The sequence below is a fragment of the Citrobacter sedlakii genome (genome assembly GCF_018128425.1).
GTDB classification, from domain to species: domain Bacteria; phylum Pseudomonadota; class Gammaproteobacteria; order Enterobacterales; family Enterobacteriaceae; genus Citrobacter_A; species Citrobacter_A sedlakii.
Map to the genome: position 1 here is coordinate 3,017,634 of NZ_CP071070.1, position 16,242 is coordinate 3,033,875.

Here is a 16,242-nt window from a genome sequence, read left to right on the forward strand (position 1 = left end):
TAATCAATCGATTGATTAAGAATCAGGTCGCGCGATGACTACCCCCACGATGACAAGCAAAGGCGAACAGGCGAAAAGCCAACTGATCGCCGCCGCGCTGGCGCAGTTCGGCGAGTATGGCCTGCATGCCACGACTCGCGACATAGCCGCCCTGGCCGGACAGAACATTGCCGCTATCCCCTACTACTTTGGTTCGAAAGAGGATTTATACCTCGCCTGCGCCCAGTGGATTGCCGACTTCATTGGAGAACAGTTTCGCCCACACGCCGAAGAGGCGGAGCAACTGTTTAGCCAGCCGGAGCCGGACCGCGCGGCGATGCGCGAACTGATCCTTCGCGCCTGTAAGAACATGATTATGCTGCTGACCCAGGAAGACACCGTGAATCTGAGCAAGTTTATCTCGCGCGAGCAGCTTTCCCCTACGGCGGCCTATCAGCTGGTCCACAAGCAGGTAATCGACCCGCTGCACAGCCATCTGACGCGTCTTATTGCCGCCTACACCGGCTGCGATGCCCACGACACACGCACCATTTTGCACACCCATGCTCTGCTGGGCGAAGTGCTGGCGTTCCGCCTTGGCAAAGAAACCATTCTGTTACGCGCCGGCTGGTCACAATTTGATGATGAAAAAACGGCGCTGATCGAGCAGACGGTGACCTGTCATATCGATCTCATTCTGCAAGGTCTATCGCAAAGGAGTCTGGACTGATGAAAAAACCTGTTGTTATCGGGCTGGCTATCGCGGTGCTGGTCGCCGTATTGGCGGGCGGCGCCTGGTGGTATCAGAGTCGGCAGGATAACGGTCTGACGCTCTACGGCAACGTCGATATCCGCACTGTGAATATGAGCTTTCGCGTCGGCGGTCGGCTTGCCTCGCTGACCGTGGACGAAGGCGACACGATTAAAGCCGGACAGGTGCTGGGCGAACTGGATCACGCGCCGTATGAAAACGCGCTAATGCAGGCGAAAGCCGGTGTGTCCGTCGCCCAGGCCCAGTATGACCTGATGCTGGCAGGCTATCGCGACGAAGAGATCGCCCAGGCCGCCGCCTCGGTAAGGCAGGCGCAGGCGGCGTATGACTATGCGCAAAACTTCTATAACCGTCAGCAGGGACTCTGGAAAAGTCGCACCATCTCCGCCAACGACCTTGAAAATGCCCGTTCGTCCCGCGATCAGGCGCTGGCGACGCTGAAATCCGCACAGGATAAGCTGAGCCAGTACCGCTCCGGTAACCGCGAGCAGGATATCGCCCAGGCGAAGGCCAGTCTTGAACAGGCCCAGGCCCAGCTGGCGCAGGCGGAGCTCGATCTTCAGGACACCACTCTGCTGGCGCCGTCGAACGGTACGCTGCTGACCCGCGCGGTAGAGCCCGGCAGCATGCTCAACGCAGGCAGCACGGTCTTGACCCTGTCGCTCACCCGCCCGGTGTGGGTTCGCGCCTATGTCGATGAGCGAAACCTAAGCCAGGCGCAGCCGGGACGCGACATCCTGCTGTATACCGATGGCCGTCCGGATAAGCCGTATCACGGCAAAATCGGCTTTGTCTCCCCGACCGCAGAGTTTACGCCAAAGACCGTTGAAACGCCGGATCTGCGTACCGACCTGGTGTATCGCCTGCGCATTGTCGTGACCGATGCCGACGACGCGCTGCGTCAGGGAATGCCGGTCACATTGCGGTTCAGCGATGAGGCAGGACATGAATGACGCCGTCATTACGCTCACGGGACTGACAAAGCGTTTCGCGGGCATGGATAAGCCCGCGGTCGCACCGCTCGACTGCACCATTCACGCCGGTTACGTCACCGGACTGGTGGGGCCAGACGGCGCGGGTAAAACGACCCTGATGCGTATGCTGGCGGGCCTGTTGAAGCCCGATGACGGCGCGGCGACGGTGATCGGCTTTGATCCGATCAAAAACGACAGCGCGCTGCACGCGGTACTCGGCTATATGCCGCAAAAATTCGGGCTGTATGAGGATCTCACCGTCATGGAGAACCTGAATCTGTACGCCGACCTGCGTAGCGTCACCGGTGAGGTGCGGGAAAAAACCTTTGCCCGTCTGCTGGAATTCACCTCTCTCGGTCCGTTTACCGGACGCCTGGCCGGAAAACTCTCTGGCGGTATGAAGCAGAAACTGGGGCTGGCCTGTACGCTGGTGGGCGAACCGAAAGTGCTGTTGCTGGACGAACCCGGCGTCGGTGTGGATCCCATTTCCCGCCGCGAGCTATGGCAAATGGTGCACGAGCTGGCAGGTGACGGAATGCTGATCCTCTGGAGCACCTCCTATCTCGACGAAGCCGAGCAATGCCGCGACGTGCTGCTGATGAACGAAGGCGAGCTGCTGTACCAGGGCGATCCGACGCAGCTGACCAAAACCATGGCCGGGCGCAGTTTCCTGATGCATAGCCCGCAGGAGAACAACCGCAAACTGCTTCAGCGGGCGTTAAAGCTGCCGCAGGTGAGCGACGGCATGATCCAGGGCAAATCGGTGCGTCTGATCGTCAAAAAAGAGGCGTCGGCAGAAGACATTCGTCGTGCCGAAGGCATGCCGGACATTGCGATCAACGAAACCGCGCCGCGCTTTGAAGATGCGTTTATCGATCTGCTGGGCGGCGCCGCCACGTCAGAGTCGCCGCTGGGCGCGATTCTGCACACCGTGGAAGGCACGCCTGGCGAAACCGTGATTGAAGCAAAAGCGTTGACGAAAAAATTTGGCGATTTCGCCGCCACCGACCACGTTAATTTCGCCGTACAGCGTGGAGAGATCTTCGGCCTGCTGGGGCCAAACGGCGCAGGCAAATCCACCACCTTTAAAATGATGTGCGGCCTGCTGGTGCCGACCTCGGGTAAAGCGCTGGTACTGGATATGGACTTGAAGGTCAGCTCCGGCAAAGCGCGCCAGCATCTCGGCTATATGGCGCAAAAATTTTCGCTCTACGGCAACCTGACGGTCGAACAAAATCTGCGCTTCTTCTCCGGCGTGTATGGCCTGCGCGGACGAGCGCAGAACGAAAAAATCGCCCGCATGAGCGAAGCGTTTGGCCTGAAAAGCATTGCCGCCCAGGCAACCGACGCGCTGCCGCTGGGCTTCAAACAGCGACTGGCGCTGGCCTGTTCGCTGATGCATGAGCCGGACATCCTCTTTCTTGACGAGCCGACCTCCGGCGTCGACCCGATCACCCGCCGCGAGTTCTGGTTGCACATCAACAGCATGGTGGAAAAAGGGGTGACGGTGATGGTTACCACTCACTTTATGGACGAGGCGGAATACTGCGACCGTATCGGACTGGTGTATCGGGGCAAGCTGATCGCCAGCGGTACGCCGGATGACCTGAAAGCGCAGGCCGCCGATGACGACACGGCGGACCCGACCATGGAGCAGGCCTTCATCACCCTGATCAACGAATGGGATAAGGAGCACGGACATGCGTAATCCGCTTCTCTCCTGGCGTCGCGTTCGCGCTCTGTGCGTGAAAGAGACGCGGCAGATCGTCCGCGATCCAAGCAGTTGGCTGATTGCGGTGGTGATCCCCCTGCTGCTGCTGTTCATTTTCGGGTACGGAATTAACCTCGATTCCAGCAAGCTGCGCGTCGGCATTTTGCTGGAACAGCAGAGTGAAGAGGCGCTGGACTTTACTCACGCGATGACCGGCTCGCCGTACATTGACGCCACCATCAGCGATAACCGTCAGGCGCTGATCGAAAAAATGCAGGCCGGGCGGATCCGCGGTCTGGTGGTTATTCCGGTGGATTTCGCCGAAAAGATGGCGCGCGCCGACGATACCGCGCCCATTCAGGTGATCACCGACGGCAGCGAACCCAACACCGCCAACTTTGTGCAGGGCTACGTGGAAGGCATCTGGCAGATATGGCAAATGCAGCGTGCCGAAGACCGGGGGGAAGAATTTGAACCATTAATTGACGTACAGACGCGCTACTGGTTTAACCCGGCGGCCATCAGCCAACACTTTATCATTCCCGGCGCGGTGACCATTATCATGACGGTGATTGGCGCGATCCTCACCTCACTGGTTGTGGCGCGTGAATGGGAGCGTGGCACCATGGAGGCGCTCCTCTCGACGGAAGTCACGCGCGTTGAGCTGCTGCTGTGCAAACTCATCCCTTACTACTTTCTCGGTATGCTGGCCATGCTGCTTTGTATGCTGGTGTCGGTGTTTATTCTTGGCGTACCCTACCGCGGCTCGTTGCTGCTGCTGTTCTTCATCACCAGTCTGTTTTTACTGAGCACGCTGGGGATGGGACTGCTCATTTCCACCATCACCCGTAACCAGTTTAACGCCGCCCAGGTGGCGCTGAATGCCGCATTCTTGCCGTCGATTATGCTGTCCGGGTTTATTTTCCAGATCGACAGCATGCCGGCGGTGATCCGCGCAGTGACGTATATCATTCCGGCGCGTTATTTCGTCAGTACCCTGCAAAGCCTGTTTCTGGCGGGAAATATCCCGGTGGTGCTGGTGGTAAACGTGCTGTTTTTGATCGCTTCGGCGGTGATGTTCATTGGCCTGACGTGGATGAAAACCAAACGTCGGCTGGATTGATTGTTCGCCTGATGGCGCTGTGCTTATCAGACCTACGGGCATACAGGCCGGAACCGGCATTTACGCCGCCTCCGGCGCGAGGAAAATGAGATGTTTCATCGCTTATGGACGCTGATCCGCAAAGAGTTGCAGTCTTTACTGCGCGAACCGCAGACTCGCGCGATTTTAATTCTGCCGGTGCTGATACAGGTGATCCTGTTTCCCTTTGCCGCGACGCTGGAGGTCACGAACGCCACCATTGCCGTGTATAACGAGGATAACGGTAAACACGCCGTGGAGTTGACCCAGCGTTTCGCCCGCGCCAAAGCCTTCACTCACGTGCTGTTGCTGAACAGCCCGCAGGAGATTCAGCCCACCATCGACACACAGAAAGCGCTGCTGCTGGTCCGCTTTCCGGCGGATTTTTCCCGCAATCTGGACACCTTCCAGCCCGCGCCGATGCAATTGATTCTCGATGGGCGTAACTCCAACAGCGCGCAGATCGCCGCCAATTATCTCCAGCAAATCGTAAAGGTTTACCAGCAGGAACTGATGGAAGGCAAACCGAAGCCGAACAACAGCGAGCTGGTAGTCCGCAACTGGTATAACCCGAACCTCGACTACAAATGGTTTGTGGTGCCGTCGCTGATTGCCATGATCACGACGATCGGCGTAATGATCGTGACCTCGCTCTCGGTGGCGCGCGAGCGCGAACAGGGCACGCTCGACCAGTTGCTGGTCTCGCCGCTCACCACCTGGCAAATCTTTATCGGTAAAGCGGTGCCTGCGCTGATAGTCGCCACGTTCCAGGCGACTATCGTGCTGGCCATCGGGATCTGGGCGTACCAAATCCCCTTTGCCGGATCGCTGGCGCTGTTTTACTTTACGATGGTGATTTACGGACTGTCACTGGTCGGGTTTGGGCTGCTGATCTCCTCGCTCTGCTCAACGCAGCAGCAGGCGTTTATCGGCGTGTTTGTCTTTATGATGCCTGCGATTTTGCTGTCGGGTTACGTCTCGCCGGTCGAAAATATGCCGGTATGGTTGCAGAACCTGACGTGGATTAACCCGATTCGTCACTTTACCGATATCACCAAGCAGATCTATCTGAAGGACGCGAGTTTATCGATTGTCTGGGGGAGTTTGTGGCCGCTACTGGTGATCGCGGCCACGACGGGATCAGCGGCGTATGCGATGTTTAGACGCAAGGTCATGTAGCTTTTTGTCTTTCGCCAGCAGCGATACCACGGCGGGCCCGGCAAGGATAGCGACGCCCGCTAACGCCAGCAGGACATTATTTTGCAGCACACGGGACAACAGCCACAGCACAATCAGCGCCGCGCCGAAATACCAGGTGGTGGTGAGTTCTTCCAGCACGTCGGCCACTTCCCGCCAACGCTGTTCATGATGGCGTTGCAGTGCCAGCATCAGCAGTACGGTGATGCCGTACACGACACATAATCCAAGGCCGACGCGAACCAGCGTGCCGCTCATCCAGCCCATTACCAGCATCGCCACTACCAGTAAATGCAACATTATCTGCCAGCAACTTAACCCCGTTGCGACACGAACACGTTGTTGCCACTTCATGGCTTTTCTCCTGAAGGATTTCCGTCTAATGATTCAGAGTACCGAACTTTACGGAAAATTCCGTAACAACGCACCTTTTTGTGACGACGACTACACTATTTACTCGGGATAGTGACGTTGACAGGAGAATCATGACTCAACACACGGGTAATTTTTCATTCAAAGTGCTCACCATTAATACGCACAAAGGGTTCACCGCCTTTAACAAGCGCTTTATTTTGCCGGAGCTGCGCGACGCTGTGCGCACAGTCGGCGCCGACATTGTGTGCCTGCAGGAAGTGCTGGGCGCCCATGAAGTGCATCCGCTGCACGTTGAGAACTGGCCGGACACTACCCATTACGAATTTCTCGCCGATACCATGTGGAGCGACTACGCCTATGGACGCAACGCGGTATACCCGGAAGGTCATCATGGCAACGCGGTGCTGTCGCGCTATCCGATTGAACACTATGAAAACCGCGATGTGTCGGTCGCGGGCAGCGAAAAGCGCGGCGTGCTGTACTGCCGCATAGTGCCGCCGCAGCTTAACCATCCGATCCATGTGATGTGCGTCCATCTGGGCTTACGGGAAGCGCATCGTCAGGCGCAACTCAAAATGCTGGCCGACTGGGTCAACGCCCTGCCCGACGGCGAACCCGTGGTGGTGGCTGGCGATTTCAACGACTGGCGGCAAAAAGCCAACCATCCGCTGAAAAAAGCGGCCGGGCTGGAGGAGATCTTCACCCGCGCCCACGGTCGTCCAGCGCGCACCTTTCCTGTCAGCCTGCCGCTATTACGACTCGATCGTATTTACGTTAAAAATGCCAATACCAGTGCGCCAACGGCGTTGCCGCTGCGCAACTGGCGTCATCTTTCCGATCATGCTCCCCTGAGCGCGGAGGTCCATTTATGAAGTGTGGCTGGCGTGAAGGTAACCAGATTCAGTTGCTGGAAAACGGCGATCAGTTTTACCCCGCCGTGTATAAAGCCATTGCCGAAGCAGAGCAAAGGATCATTCTGGAATCCTTCATCTGGTTTGAGGACAACGTTGGGAAACAGCTTCATGCGGCGCTGCTCAAAGCGGCCAAACGTGGCGTGAAGGCGGAAGTGCTGCTCGACGGCTACGGCTCGCCGGATCTCAGCGATGAATTTGTGGGTGAACTGACCGCCGCAGGCGTGGTGTTCCGCTACTACGATCCCCGCCCGCGGGTCTTTGGGATGCGCACCAACGTCTTTCGCCGCATGCACCGCAAAATTGTGGTGATCGACGCCAGGGTGGCATTTGTCGGCGGCATTAACTATTCCGATGAGCATATGTCCGACTATGGTCCCGAGGCCAAGCAGGATTACGCGGTACGCGTCGAAGGTCCGATTGTGGCCGATATTTTACAGTTCGAGGTGGAAAATCTTCCAGGGCAGAGCGCGGTACGCCGCTGGTGGAAGCGTCATCACCAGGCGGTAGAGAACCACCAGCCCGGCGAGGCGCAAGCGCTGTTTGTCTGGCGCGATAACGAAGAACATCGCGATGACATCGAACGCCACTACCTGAAAATGCTGACCCAGGCGCGGCGGGAGGTGATTATCGCCAACGCCTATTTCTTCCCCGGATATCGACTGCTCCATGCGATGCGCAATGCGGCGCGTCGCGGCGTACGCGTGAAGCTCATCGTACAGGGCGAACCGGATATGCCGATTGTGAAAGTCGGCGCGCGCCTGCTTTACAACTATCTGGTAAAGGGCGGCGTTCAGGTGTACGAATACCGCCGCAAACCGCTGCATGGCAAGGTGGCGTTAATGGACGACCATTGGGCGACGGTCGGCTCCAGTAATCTCGATCCGCTCAGCCTGTCGCTGAATCTGGAAGCGAACCTGATCATACACGACCGTCAGTTTAACCAGACTCTGCGCGATAACCTTAATGCGATCATCGAGAAAGACTGTAAACAGGTGGATGAGTCGATGGTGCCCAAACGCACCTGGTGGAACCTGACCAAGAGCGTGCTGGCGTTCCACTTTTTACGTCATTTCCCGGCGCTGGTGGGCTGGCTGCCTGCGCATACTCCACATCTGGCGCAGGTTGAACCGCCAGCCCAGCCCGAGATGGAGACGCAGGACCGCGTTGAAGCACAAGATACAGGAGCGAAACCCTAATGGCGAAATCTCATCCGCGCTGGCGGCTGGCGAAAAAGATCCTTACCTGGCTGTTTTTTATTGCAGTAATTGTCCTGCTGGTCATCTATGCCAAAAAGGTCAACTGGGAGGATGTCTGGACGGTTATCCGCGACTACAACCGCGTGGCGCTGCTCAGCGCTGTCGGGCTGGTGATCGTCAGCTATTTATTGTACGGCTGCTACGATCTGTTAGGGCGCGCTTACTGCGGGCATAAGCTGGCGAAGCGCCAGGTCATGCTGGTGTCGTTTATCTGCTACGCCTTTAACCTGACGCTAAGCACCTGGGTCGGCGGCATCGGGATGCGCTATCGACTCTATTCGCGCCTCGGTCTGCCAGGCAGCACCATCACCCGCATTTTCTCATTGAGTATTACCACCAACTGGCTGGGCTACATTCTGCTGGGCGGGATTATCTTTACCTTCGGCGTGGTGCAGTTGCCCGCCCATTGGTATATCGACGAAGGCACGCTGCGCATTCTCGGCGTGGCGCTACTGCTTGTCATCGCCGTGTATATGTGGTTCTGCGCCTTTGCTAAGCGCCGTCATGTCACCATCAAAGGGCAAAAACTGGTGCTGCCGTCGTGGAAATTTGCGCTGGTGCAAATGGCCATTTCGAGCGCCAACTGGATGGTGATGGGACTGATTATCTGGCTGCTGATGGGCCAGGATGTGAACTACTTCTTTGTGCTGGGCGTGCTGTTGGTGAGCAGTATCGCCGGGGTGATAGTCCATATTCCTGCGGGGATCGGCGTGCTGGAAGCGGTGTTCATTGCGCTACTCGCCGGTGAGCATACTTCGCAAGGGACAATCATCGCCGCCCTGCTCGCTTACCGCGTACTGTATTATTTCATACCGCTGCTGCTGGCATTGATTTGTTATCTGGTGCTGGAAAGCCGGGCGAAAAAGCTGCGGGCGAAAAACGAAAAGGCGATGGCGAAGTAGTCTTCTGACGTGCCGAACCTGATGGCGGAACCGCCATCAGGTTCGGTGAGATTACCGGCGGTTGCCGAAGATACGTAACAACATCAGGAACAGGTTGATAAAGTCCAGATACAGCGTCAGCGCCCCGAGAATCGAGTACTTGCGCAGGTTTGAACTGTCGCGCACATCAATCTGCTCGCCAATATTTTTCAGCTTCTGGGTGTCATAGGCGGTCAGGCCGACAAACACCACCACACCAATATAGGTCACTGCCCACATCAGCGCTTCGCTCTTCAGCCAGAAGTTCACCAGCGACGCCAGGATAATGCCTATCAGCGCCATAAACAGCATATTGCCCCAGCCGCTCAGGTCTCGTTTGGTGGTGTAACCCCACAGGCTCATCACGCCGAACATCCCGCCGGTCACCACAAAGGTGCTGGCGATGGACGAATAGGTATAGACGATAAAAATGCTCGACAGCGTCAACCCGGTGAGCGCCGAATAGAGCATAAACAGCGTGGTCGCCATGCCCGCGCTGAGCTTATGCACCATCGCCGAAAGCGCAATAACCAGCGCTAATTGGGCGATAATCAGGCCAAAAAAGGTGATTTTGCTGGAAAAGACGAACATCATGACCGCAGGGGTATTCGCCGCATACCACGCAATAAACGCGGTCAGCAGCAGTCCGACGGTCATCCAGCCGTACACTTGCGCCATATACGTTTGCAGACCGGAACGCGCCTGCACGATTGAATCGGATCGTGGAAATCTGTCCATGAAAATCTCCTGTTAAAAAAGTGACACCTGTATAAGCGTATCACATTCTGCTACCAGCGCTTTGCCGCCTGCTGGTCGCTGTCGCGGGCTTCCACCCAGCGCTCGCCCTCCGGCGTCGCTTCACGTTTCCAGAATGGCGCGCGGGTTTTCAGGTAGTCCATAATAAATTCGCCCGCCTCAAAGGCGCTACTGCGATGCGCGCTGGTGACGCCGACAAACACGATCTCATCGCCCGGCCACAGTTCGCCGATGCGATGGATCACGGTAACGCGCCCCAGCGGCCAGCGCGCGCGCGCCTCTGCCACAATCTCGCCCAGCGCTTTTTCGGTCATGCCGGGATAGTGCTCCAGCGTCAGCGCCTTCACGCTGTCGCCGAGGTTGTGATTGCGGACTTTTCCGGTGAAGGTCACAACCGCGCCGTCTTCGTCACGTTCCGCCAACCACGGGTATTCGTCGCCGACACGAAACGGCGCCGGATCGACCACGATTTTTGTTTCCGCCATCTCAGCCTCCCGTTACCGGCGGGAAAAACGCCACCTCGTCACCCGCGCTTAACGGATGATCAAAGCTGACCAGCGTCTGGTTGACTGCCGCCAGCAGTTTGCCGTCTTCCAGGGCCAGCGCCCAGCGGTCGCTGTTTGTCGCCAGATGCTGGCGCAGCGCCTCAACGGTGGGAAAATCAGCCGCCACGTTCAGCGCATCGGTGCCGACCAGTTCGCGAACCTGGGCGAAGAAGAGAACCTTAATCATGAGAATCCGCCTTAAAATCACCCGATTTGCCGCCACTTTTCGCCAGCAGTCGCACCGGACCAATCACCATATCTTTCTGCACCGCTTTACACATATCGTAGATGGTCAGCGCCGCAACCGACGCGGCGGTTAACGCCTCCATCTCAACGCCGGTTTTGCCGGTCAGACGGCACAGTGACTCAATGCGCACGCGGTTGTGCTCCGGTTCAGCCAGCAGTTGCACTTCAACTTTGCTCAACAGCAACGGATGGCACAGCGGGATCAGCTCCCAGGTGCGTTTTGCCGCCTGGATGCCCGCGATGCGCGCGGTGGCGAAGACATCGCCCTTATGGTGGCTGCCGTCAATAATCATCGCCAGTGTTTCACTGCGCATGGTGACAAAGGCTTCGGCGCGCGCTTCGCGAACGGTTTCCGCTTTAGCGGAAACGTCGACCATGTGCGCTTCGCCAGCGGCGTTAATATGGGTCAGTTGCGACATACTTATTTCTTCAGATGAGGGTGGAAGTTACACGGACGGGTGCGCGCATCAAGCTGCGGAGCAATGATATTATCCCAGGCGGTACGGCAGGCTTTCGTTGAACCCGGCATGGCGAAAATCAGCGTATGGTTGGCCATACCTGCCACCGCGCGCGACTGCAGCGTCGCGGTGCCAATCTCTTCAAACGACAGCATTCGGAAGAGTTCGCCAAAGCCTTCAACTTCGCGGTCAAACAGCGGCAGCAGCGCTTCCGGCGCCTGATCGCCTTCGGTGAGCCCTGTCCCGCCGGTGATCAGCACCACCTGGACGTTTTCGCTGGCGATCCATGCCGACACCTGGGCGCGGATGGCGTAGCGGTTCTCTTTGACGATGGCTTTATCCACCACCTGATGTCCCGCTTCCTGTGCCGCGTCACGCAGAAAATGACCGGAGGTATCTTCCTCCTCACCACGACGATTCGACACCGTAAGAATAGCGATACGGGTCGGGATAAATTCAGCGCTTACCTGACTCATGGAAAACTCCTTTTAGCGATCAACCGCCAATGTACGATAAGTTTTGCGTAATACCGGTGTTGTTCTGATGCAGGAAATGGGTCTGCTTTTTCTCACGCAGCGCGAGAGAAATACGTTCTTCCAGCGCATGCTGCTGCGAGTCTTCGACCAGCAGATCGCGCAGGCTGACGCCGCCGTCGCCAAACAGACACAGATGCAGTTTACCCACCGAAGAGACGCGCAGTCGGTTACAGGTGGCGCAGAAATCTTTCTCGTACGGCATGATAAGGCCGATTTCGCCCGCATAGTCGGGGTGGCAGAAAACCTGCGCCGGGCCGTCGCTGCGCTGGCGCAGCTGGTGGATCCAACCACGACGCAGCAGTTCATCGCGCAGCACCTGGCCGGAAATATGGTGTTTGCGGAAAAGCGCGCTGCCCTCGCCCGTTTCCATCAGTTCGATAAAGCGTAGCTGGATAGGGCGCGTCTGGATCCAGTTCAGGAAGGTATCGAGCTGATGATGATTCACGTCACGCATCAGCACGGTATTGACTTTGACCTTTGTAAAGCCCGCCTCAAAGGCGGCGTCAATGCCCGCCATCACCTGCCGGAATTTGTCCTGTCCGGTAATGGCGTGAAACTGCCGGGCGTCCAGGCTGTCGACGCTGACATTGATGCCCGTCAACCCGGCCTCGCGCCAGGCCGCGGCATCACGCGCCAGGCGATAGCCGTTAGTAGTGACGGCTATCTGGCGAATGGCGTCGTTCTCCCGCACGGCAGCGATGATGTCAGTAAAATCGCGGCGCAGGGAAGGTTCACCGCCGGTCAGGCGCACTTTTTCGGTGCCAAGACTGGCAAACGCGCGGGTAACCCGACGAATTTCATCGACAGAAAGAAAACCGTTATTGGTGACGCCGCCGGGCTTGTAGCCATCCGGCAGACAGTAGGTGCAACGAAAGTTACACACATCGGTAATCGACAAACGCAGGTAATAAAACGTGCGCGCGAAAGCATCGGTCAGTTGTGAGGCCATAGACACCTTTCCAGTACGGGAGGCGCAGTCATTTCTTCCTGCACCCTGGTGGCAACGCGTTTACGCTGTCACGGCCAAAGCGCCATATCAATGTCTTCATTGACCCAGGCGCAGAGGCTAGAGTGTTTTTTAATGATTAGCCGATACTAGCGCGTAAACGACCATTTTGCCATTTACGCCTAACGCTATATAAACTTATATATAGCGTCATGATCGTGCTATTTCGCTACAGAATAAGCGAAAATGGGCTTTTTGCATTGATATACATCATTAGGCAGTAACCGACATCTCGTACTAAAGGGGTAGCTGCGCAGAATTTATTTCTCTCTCCAGCGGGGAGTGAATTGCTGAAAACCCGCGATGTGCGCTACTGTAGCGAGGTAAATCTGACTTCAGGATATTTTATGCGCAATCGTACGCTGGCTGACCTGGATCGTGTCGTCGCTCTCGGCGGAGGGCATGGATTAGGACGCGTTCTCTCATCACTTTCATCACTGGGCTCACGCCTCACCGGCATTGTCACCACCACCGATAACGGCGGCTCGACCGGACGTATCCGCCGCTCGGAAGGCGGTATCGCCTGGGGGGATATGCGCAACTGCCTTAACCAGTTGATAACCGAACCCAGCGTCGCGTCGGCTATGTTTGAGTATCGTTTTGGCGGTAATGGCGAACTTTCGGGTCATAACCTGGGAAATTTGATGTTAAAGGCGCTCGATCACCTGAGCGTGCGGCCTCTGGAGGCGATCAATTTAATTCGTAACCTGCTTAAAGTCGACGCGCATTTAATCCCGATGTCGGAACTGCCGGTCGATCTGATGGCGATCGACGATCAGGGGCATGAGGTGTATGGCGAAGTGAATATTGACCAGTTGCTCACCCCGCCGCAGGACCTGATGCTGTCACCCAACGTGCCCACCACGCGTGAAGCGGTGCAGGCAATTAACGAAGCGGATTTGATCCTGATTGGCCCTGGCAGTTTTTACACCAGCCTGATGCCGATCCTGCTGCTGGATGACCTGGCGCAGGCGCTGCGCCGCACCCAGGCGCCGATGGTCTATATCGGCAATCTGGGGCGTGAACTGAGTCTGCCGGCAGCCAGCCTGACTCTGGTCGATAAACTGGCGATTATGGAGCAGTATGTCGGTAAACGAGTGATTGACGCCGTGGTCGTCGGTCCTAACGTTGACGTCAGCGCCATCAATGACAGAGTAGTGATTCAGGAGGAGCTGGAAGCCAGCGATATCCCCTATCGCCATGACCGCCAGCTATTGCACTGCGCGCTGGAAAAAGCGGTGCAGGCGCTGGGTTAAATCTGGCATGTCTCGATCGCGACCGGCGTAGCGCTTCGCTTTTCCGGTCTGCGACGCTTTGCCTGAATACCGGATTATGACGCGGCGATAAACAGCTCACGCAGTTGATGGAGCTGGTCGCGGATCTGCGCGGCTTCCTCGAACTCCAGATTCTGCGCGTGCTGCATCATCTGCCCCTCCAGCTCGTGGATCTTCTGCTGCAGCGCCTTCGGCGACATATCCATCCCGACGATATCCGCCTTCGCCGTGGAGCGTGACTTGCCCCTGCCCTTCGCTTTGGTCTTCGCGATGTTCTGACCCAGCGCCAGAATATCGACCACTTTTTTGTTCAGCCCCTGCGGGGTAATGCCGTGCTGCTCGTTGTACTGCTGCTGTTTCTCACGGCGGCGCTCGGTTTCGCTAATGGCCTTCGCCATCGACGGGGTGATCTTATCGCCGTACAGGATCGCTTTGCCGTTAACGTTACGCGCCGCGCGGCCAATGGTCTGAATCAGCGAACGTTCAGAGCGCAGGAACCCTTCTTTGTCCGCGTCAAGGATCGCCACCAGCGACACTTCCGGCATGTCGAGCCCCTCTCGCAACAGGTTGATCCCTACCAGCACGTCAAACTCGCCGAGGCGCAGGTCGCGAATGATCTCCATACGCTCGACGGTATCGATGTCCGAGTGCAGATAGCGCACCCGTTCACCGTGTTCCTCCAGGTATTCGGTGAGATCTTCCGCCATCCGCTTGGTTAAGGTTGTCACCAGCACGCGCTCATTGATAGACGCCCGCGCGCGGATCTCTGAAAGCAGGTCGTCCACCTGCGTCGCCACCGGACGCACCTCAATGACCGGATCCAGCAGGCCGGTCGGACGAACCACCTGATCCACCACGTCGCCGCCCGATTTCTCCAGCTCATAGTTGCCCGGCGTCGCGGAAACATAGATGGTCTGCGGGGCCAGCGCTTCAAACTCTTCGAACTTCAGCGGACGGTTATCCAGCGCGGAAGGCAAGCGGAACCCATACTCCACCAGCGTCTCTTTACGCGCTCTGTCGCCACGGTACATGCCGCCAATCTGCGGAATGGTGACGTGCGATTCATCCACCACCAGCAGGCCGTCTGCGGGTAGATAATCGAACAGCGTCGGCGGCGGCTCGCCCGGTCCGCGTCCAGAAAGATAGCGTGAATAGTTTTCGATCCCCGAACAGTAGCCAAGCTCGTTCATCATCTCAAGATCGAACTGGGTGCGCTGGCTGAGACGCTGCTCTTCCAGCAGCTTGTTGTTCGCCAGCAGGATCTTGCGGCGATCGACCAGTTCGTCTTTGATCTCTTCCATCGCCTGCAAAATACGCTCGCGCGGCGTGACATAGTGGGTTTTCGGGTAGATGGTGTAGCGGGGAATGGTCGATTCCACCTGTCCGGTGAGCGGATCAAACAACGACAGCCGCTCCACCTCTTCGTCAAACAGCTCCACACGTAGCGCGATGTCGTCGGATTCCGCCGGGAAGATGTCGATCACCTCGCCGCGTACGCGGAAGGTGCCGCGCTGGAACGCCTGATCGTTACGGGTGTACTGTAGCTCGGCCAGACGACGCAGGATCGCGCGCTGGTCGATCAGCATCCCCACCGTCAGGTGCAGCATCATTTTCAGGTACAGATCCGGGTCGCCCAGACCGTAGATCGCCGACACCGAGGCCACCACCACCACGTCGCGACGCTCGAGCAAGGCTTTGGTTGCCGACAAACGCATCTGCTCAATGTGTTCGTTTACCGACGCGTCTTTCTCAATGAAGGTGTCGGAACTGGGCACATAGGCTTCAGGCTGATAGTAGTCATAGTAAGAGACGAAATATTCCACCGCGTTTTCCGGAAAGAATTCTTTCATTTCGCCGTACAGCTGCGCCGCCAGCGTTTTGTTCGGCGCGAGCACCATGGTCGGACGCTGGAGATCGGCAATGACATTGGCGATGGTGAACGTTTTCCCTGACCCCGTTACGCCAAGCAGCGTCTGATGCGCCAGGCCATCCTCCAGCCCTTCTTCGAGGCGTCGTATCGCCTCTGGCTGGTCGCCTGACGGTTTAAATGCGGAATTCAGTTTGAACGGTTTACTCATGGGCAGCTACCTGAAGCAATGGGCGGGCAGGCTTGTAATTTTACTCGCAGCGCATAATTTTGCCAGTAAAATATACTGGATGAAAAAACAGTAACGACGGAGAA

General features: G+C 57.2%; 17 protein-coding genes and 1 riboswitch. Of the genes, 9 read left to right on the forward strand and 8 right to left on the reverse strand.

Annotated elements, in window-relative coordinates; all coding sequences use genetic code 11:
• Positions 1–34 precede the first annotated feature (34 nt).
• The 5 genes from cecR (at position 35) to JY391_RS14405 (ending at position 5,756) form a co-directional block, all read left to right on the forward strand.
• Entirely contained in the window at positions 35–709 is a 675-nt protein-coding gene (cecR, locus tag JY391_RS14385; protein WP_060569917.1) for a transcriptional regulator CecR, read from the forward strand.
• Positions 709–1,704: a secretion protein HlyD gene (hlyD, locus tag JY391_RS14390; RefSeq protein WP_042285099.1), complete on the forward strand. Its 996-nt coding sequence runs from the start codon at positions 709–711 to the stop codon at positions 1,702–1,704. The genes cecR and hlyD overlap by 1 nt, the downstream gene beginning before the upstream one ends.
• On the forward strand, positions 1,697–3,433 hold the full coding sequence (locus tag JY391_RS14395) for an ATP-binding cassette domain-containing protein (protein ID WP_199956394.1): 1,737 nt from the start codon (positions 1,697–1,699) through the stop codon (positions 3,431–3,433). The genes hlyD and JY391_RS14395 overlap by 8 nt, the downstream gene beginning before the upstream one ends.
• On the forward strand, positions 3,426–4,559 hold the full coding sequence (locus JY391_RS14400; protein ID WP_042285106.1) for an ABC transporter permease: 1,134 nt from the start codon (positions 3,426–3,428) through the stop codon (positions 4,557–4,559). Before JY391_RS14395 ends, JY391_RS14400 begins: the two co-directional genes overlap by 8 nt.
• 90 nt (positions 4,560–4,649) lie before the next feature.
• The gene (locus JY391_RS14405; protein WP_042285108.1) at positions 4,650–5,756 is read left to right on the forward strand and encodes an ABC transporter permease; all 1,107 of its coding nucleotides are present in this window, start codon (positions 4,650–4,652) and stop codon (positions 5,754–5,756) included.
• Here the strand turns inward: JY391_RS14405 and JY391_RS14410 are convergent.
• Positions 5,718–6,128 carry a YbhQ family protein gene (locus JY391_RS14410; protein ID WP_042285112.1) on the reverse strand — a complete coding sequence of 137 codons (411 nt, stop codon included), beginning with the start codon at positions 6,126–6,128 and terminating at the stop codon, positions 5,718–5,720. The two genes, JY391_RS14405 and JY391_RS14410, sit on opposite strands and share 39 nt — an antisense overlap.
• A 131-nt stretch (positions 6,129–6,259) precedes the next feature.
• Between JY391_RS14410 and JY391_RS14415 the strand changes: the two genes are divergently transcribed.
• The 3 genes from JY391_RS14415 to JY391_RS14425 are packed head-to-tail and all read left to right on the forward strand — an operon-like array spanning position 6,260 to position 9,221.
• A complete protein-coding gene (locus JY391_RS14415; protein WP_042285115.1) occupies positions 6,260–7,021 on the forward strand; it encodes an endonuclease/exonuclease/phosphatase family protein in 762 nt (253 codons plus the stop codon).
• Positions 7,018–8,259: a cardiolipin synthase ClsB gene (clsB, locus tag JY391_RS14420; RefSeq protein ID WP_042285117.1), complete on the forward strand. Its 1,242-nt coding sequence runs from the start codon at positions 7,018–7,020 to the stop codon at positions 8,257–8,259. Before JY391_RS14415 ends, clsB begins: the two co-directional genes overlap by 4 nt.
• The gene (locus JY391_RS14425; RefSeq protein WP_181821724.1) at positions 8,259–9,221 is read left to right on the forward strand and encodes a lysylphosphatidylglycerol synthase domain-containing protein; all 963 of its coding nucleotides are present in this window, start codon (positions 8,259–8,261) and stop codon (positions 9,219–9,221) included. The genes clsB and JY391_RS14425 overlap by 1 nt, the downstream gene beginning before the upstream one ends.
• Positions 9,222–9,272: 51 nt before the next feature.
• On the opposite strand, the gene JY391_RS14430 is transcribed toward JY391_RS14425, so the two are convergent.
• The 6 genes from JY391_RS14430 to moaA all read right to left on the reverse strand — a co-directional run bounded on the left by JY391_RS14430 (position 9,273) and on the right by moaA (position 12,729).
• Complete coding sequence (locus JY391_RS14430) at positions 9,273–9,977, reverse strand: Bax inhibitor-1/YccA family protein (protein WP_042285122.1); 705 nt, start codon at positions 9,975–9,977, stop codon at positions 9,273–9,275.
• Between the two features lie 50 nt (positions 9,978–10,027).
• Positions 10,028–10,480 carry a molybdopterin synthase catalytic subunit MoaE gene (gene moaE, locus JY391_RS14435; protein ID WP_060569922.1) on the reverse strand — a complete coding sequence of 151 codons (453 nt, stop codon included), beginning with the start codon at positions 10,478–10,480 and terminating at the stop codon, positions 10,028–10,030.
• Position 10,481: 1 nt separating this feature from the next.
• Entirely contained in the window at positions 10,482–10,727 is a 246-nt protein-coding gene (gene moaD, locus JY391_RS14440; RefSeq protein WP_042285128.1) for a molybdopterin synthase sulfur carrier subunit, read from the reverse strand.
• Positions 10,720–11,205 (reverse strand): cyclic pyranopterin monophosphate synthase MoaC, encoded by a 486-nt coding sequence (gene moaC, locus JY391_RS14445; RefSeq protein ID WP_042285132.1) that lies wholly within the window; start codon positions 11,203–11,205, stop codon positions 10,720–10,722. Before moaC ends, moaD begins: the two co-directional genes overlap by 8 nt.
• Before the next feature lie 2 nt (positions 11,206–11,207).
• Positions 11,208–11,720, reverse strand: coding sequence for a molybdenum cofactor biosynthesis protein B (moaB, locus tag JY391_RS14450; protein ID WP_042285136.1), 513 nt, complete (start codon positions 11,718–11,720; stop codon positions 11,208–11,210).
• Positions 11,721–11,739: 19 nt separating this feature from the next.
• Complete coding sequence (moaA, locus tag JY391_RS14455; RefSeq protein WP_042285138.1) at positions 11,740–12,729, reverse strand: GTP 3',8-cyclase MoaA; 990 nt, start codon at positions 12,727–12,729, stop codon at positions 11,740–11,742.
• Positions 12,717–12,866: riboswitch (molybdenum cofactor riboswitch) on the reverse strand. Its footprint overlaps the gene before it by 13 nt.
• 267 nt (positions 12,867–13,133) lie before the next feature.
• On the opposite strand from moaA, the gene yvcK reads away from it, so the two are divergent.
• The gene (gene yvcK, locus JY391_RS14460) at positions 13,134–14,042 is read left to right on the forward strand and encodes a uridine diphosphate-N-acetylglucosamine-binding protein YvcK (protein ID WP_181821728.1); all 909 of its coding nucleotides are present in this window, start codon (positions 13,134–13,136) and stop codon (positions 14,040–14,042) included.
• Between the two features lie 74 nt (positions 14,043–14,116).
• Here the strand turns inward: yvcK and uvrB are convergent, their stop codons facing one another.
• Complete coding sequence (gene uvrB, locus JY391_RS14465; protein ID WP_181821730.1) at positions 14,117–16,138, reverse strand: excinuclease ABC subunit UvrB; 2,022 nt, start codon at positions 16,136–16,138, stop codon at positions 14,117–14,119.
• Positions 16,139–16,242: the final 104 nt, after the last annotated feature.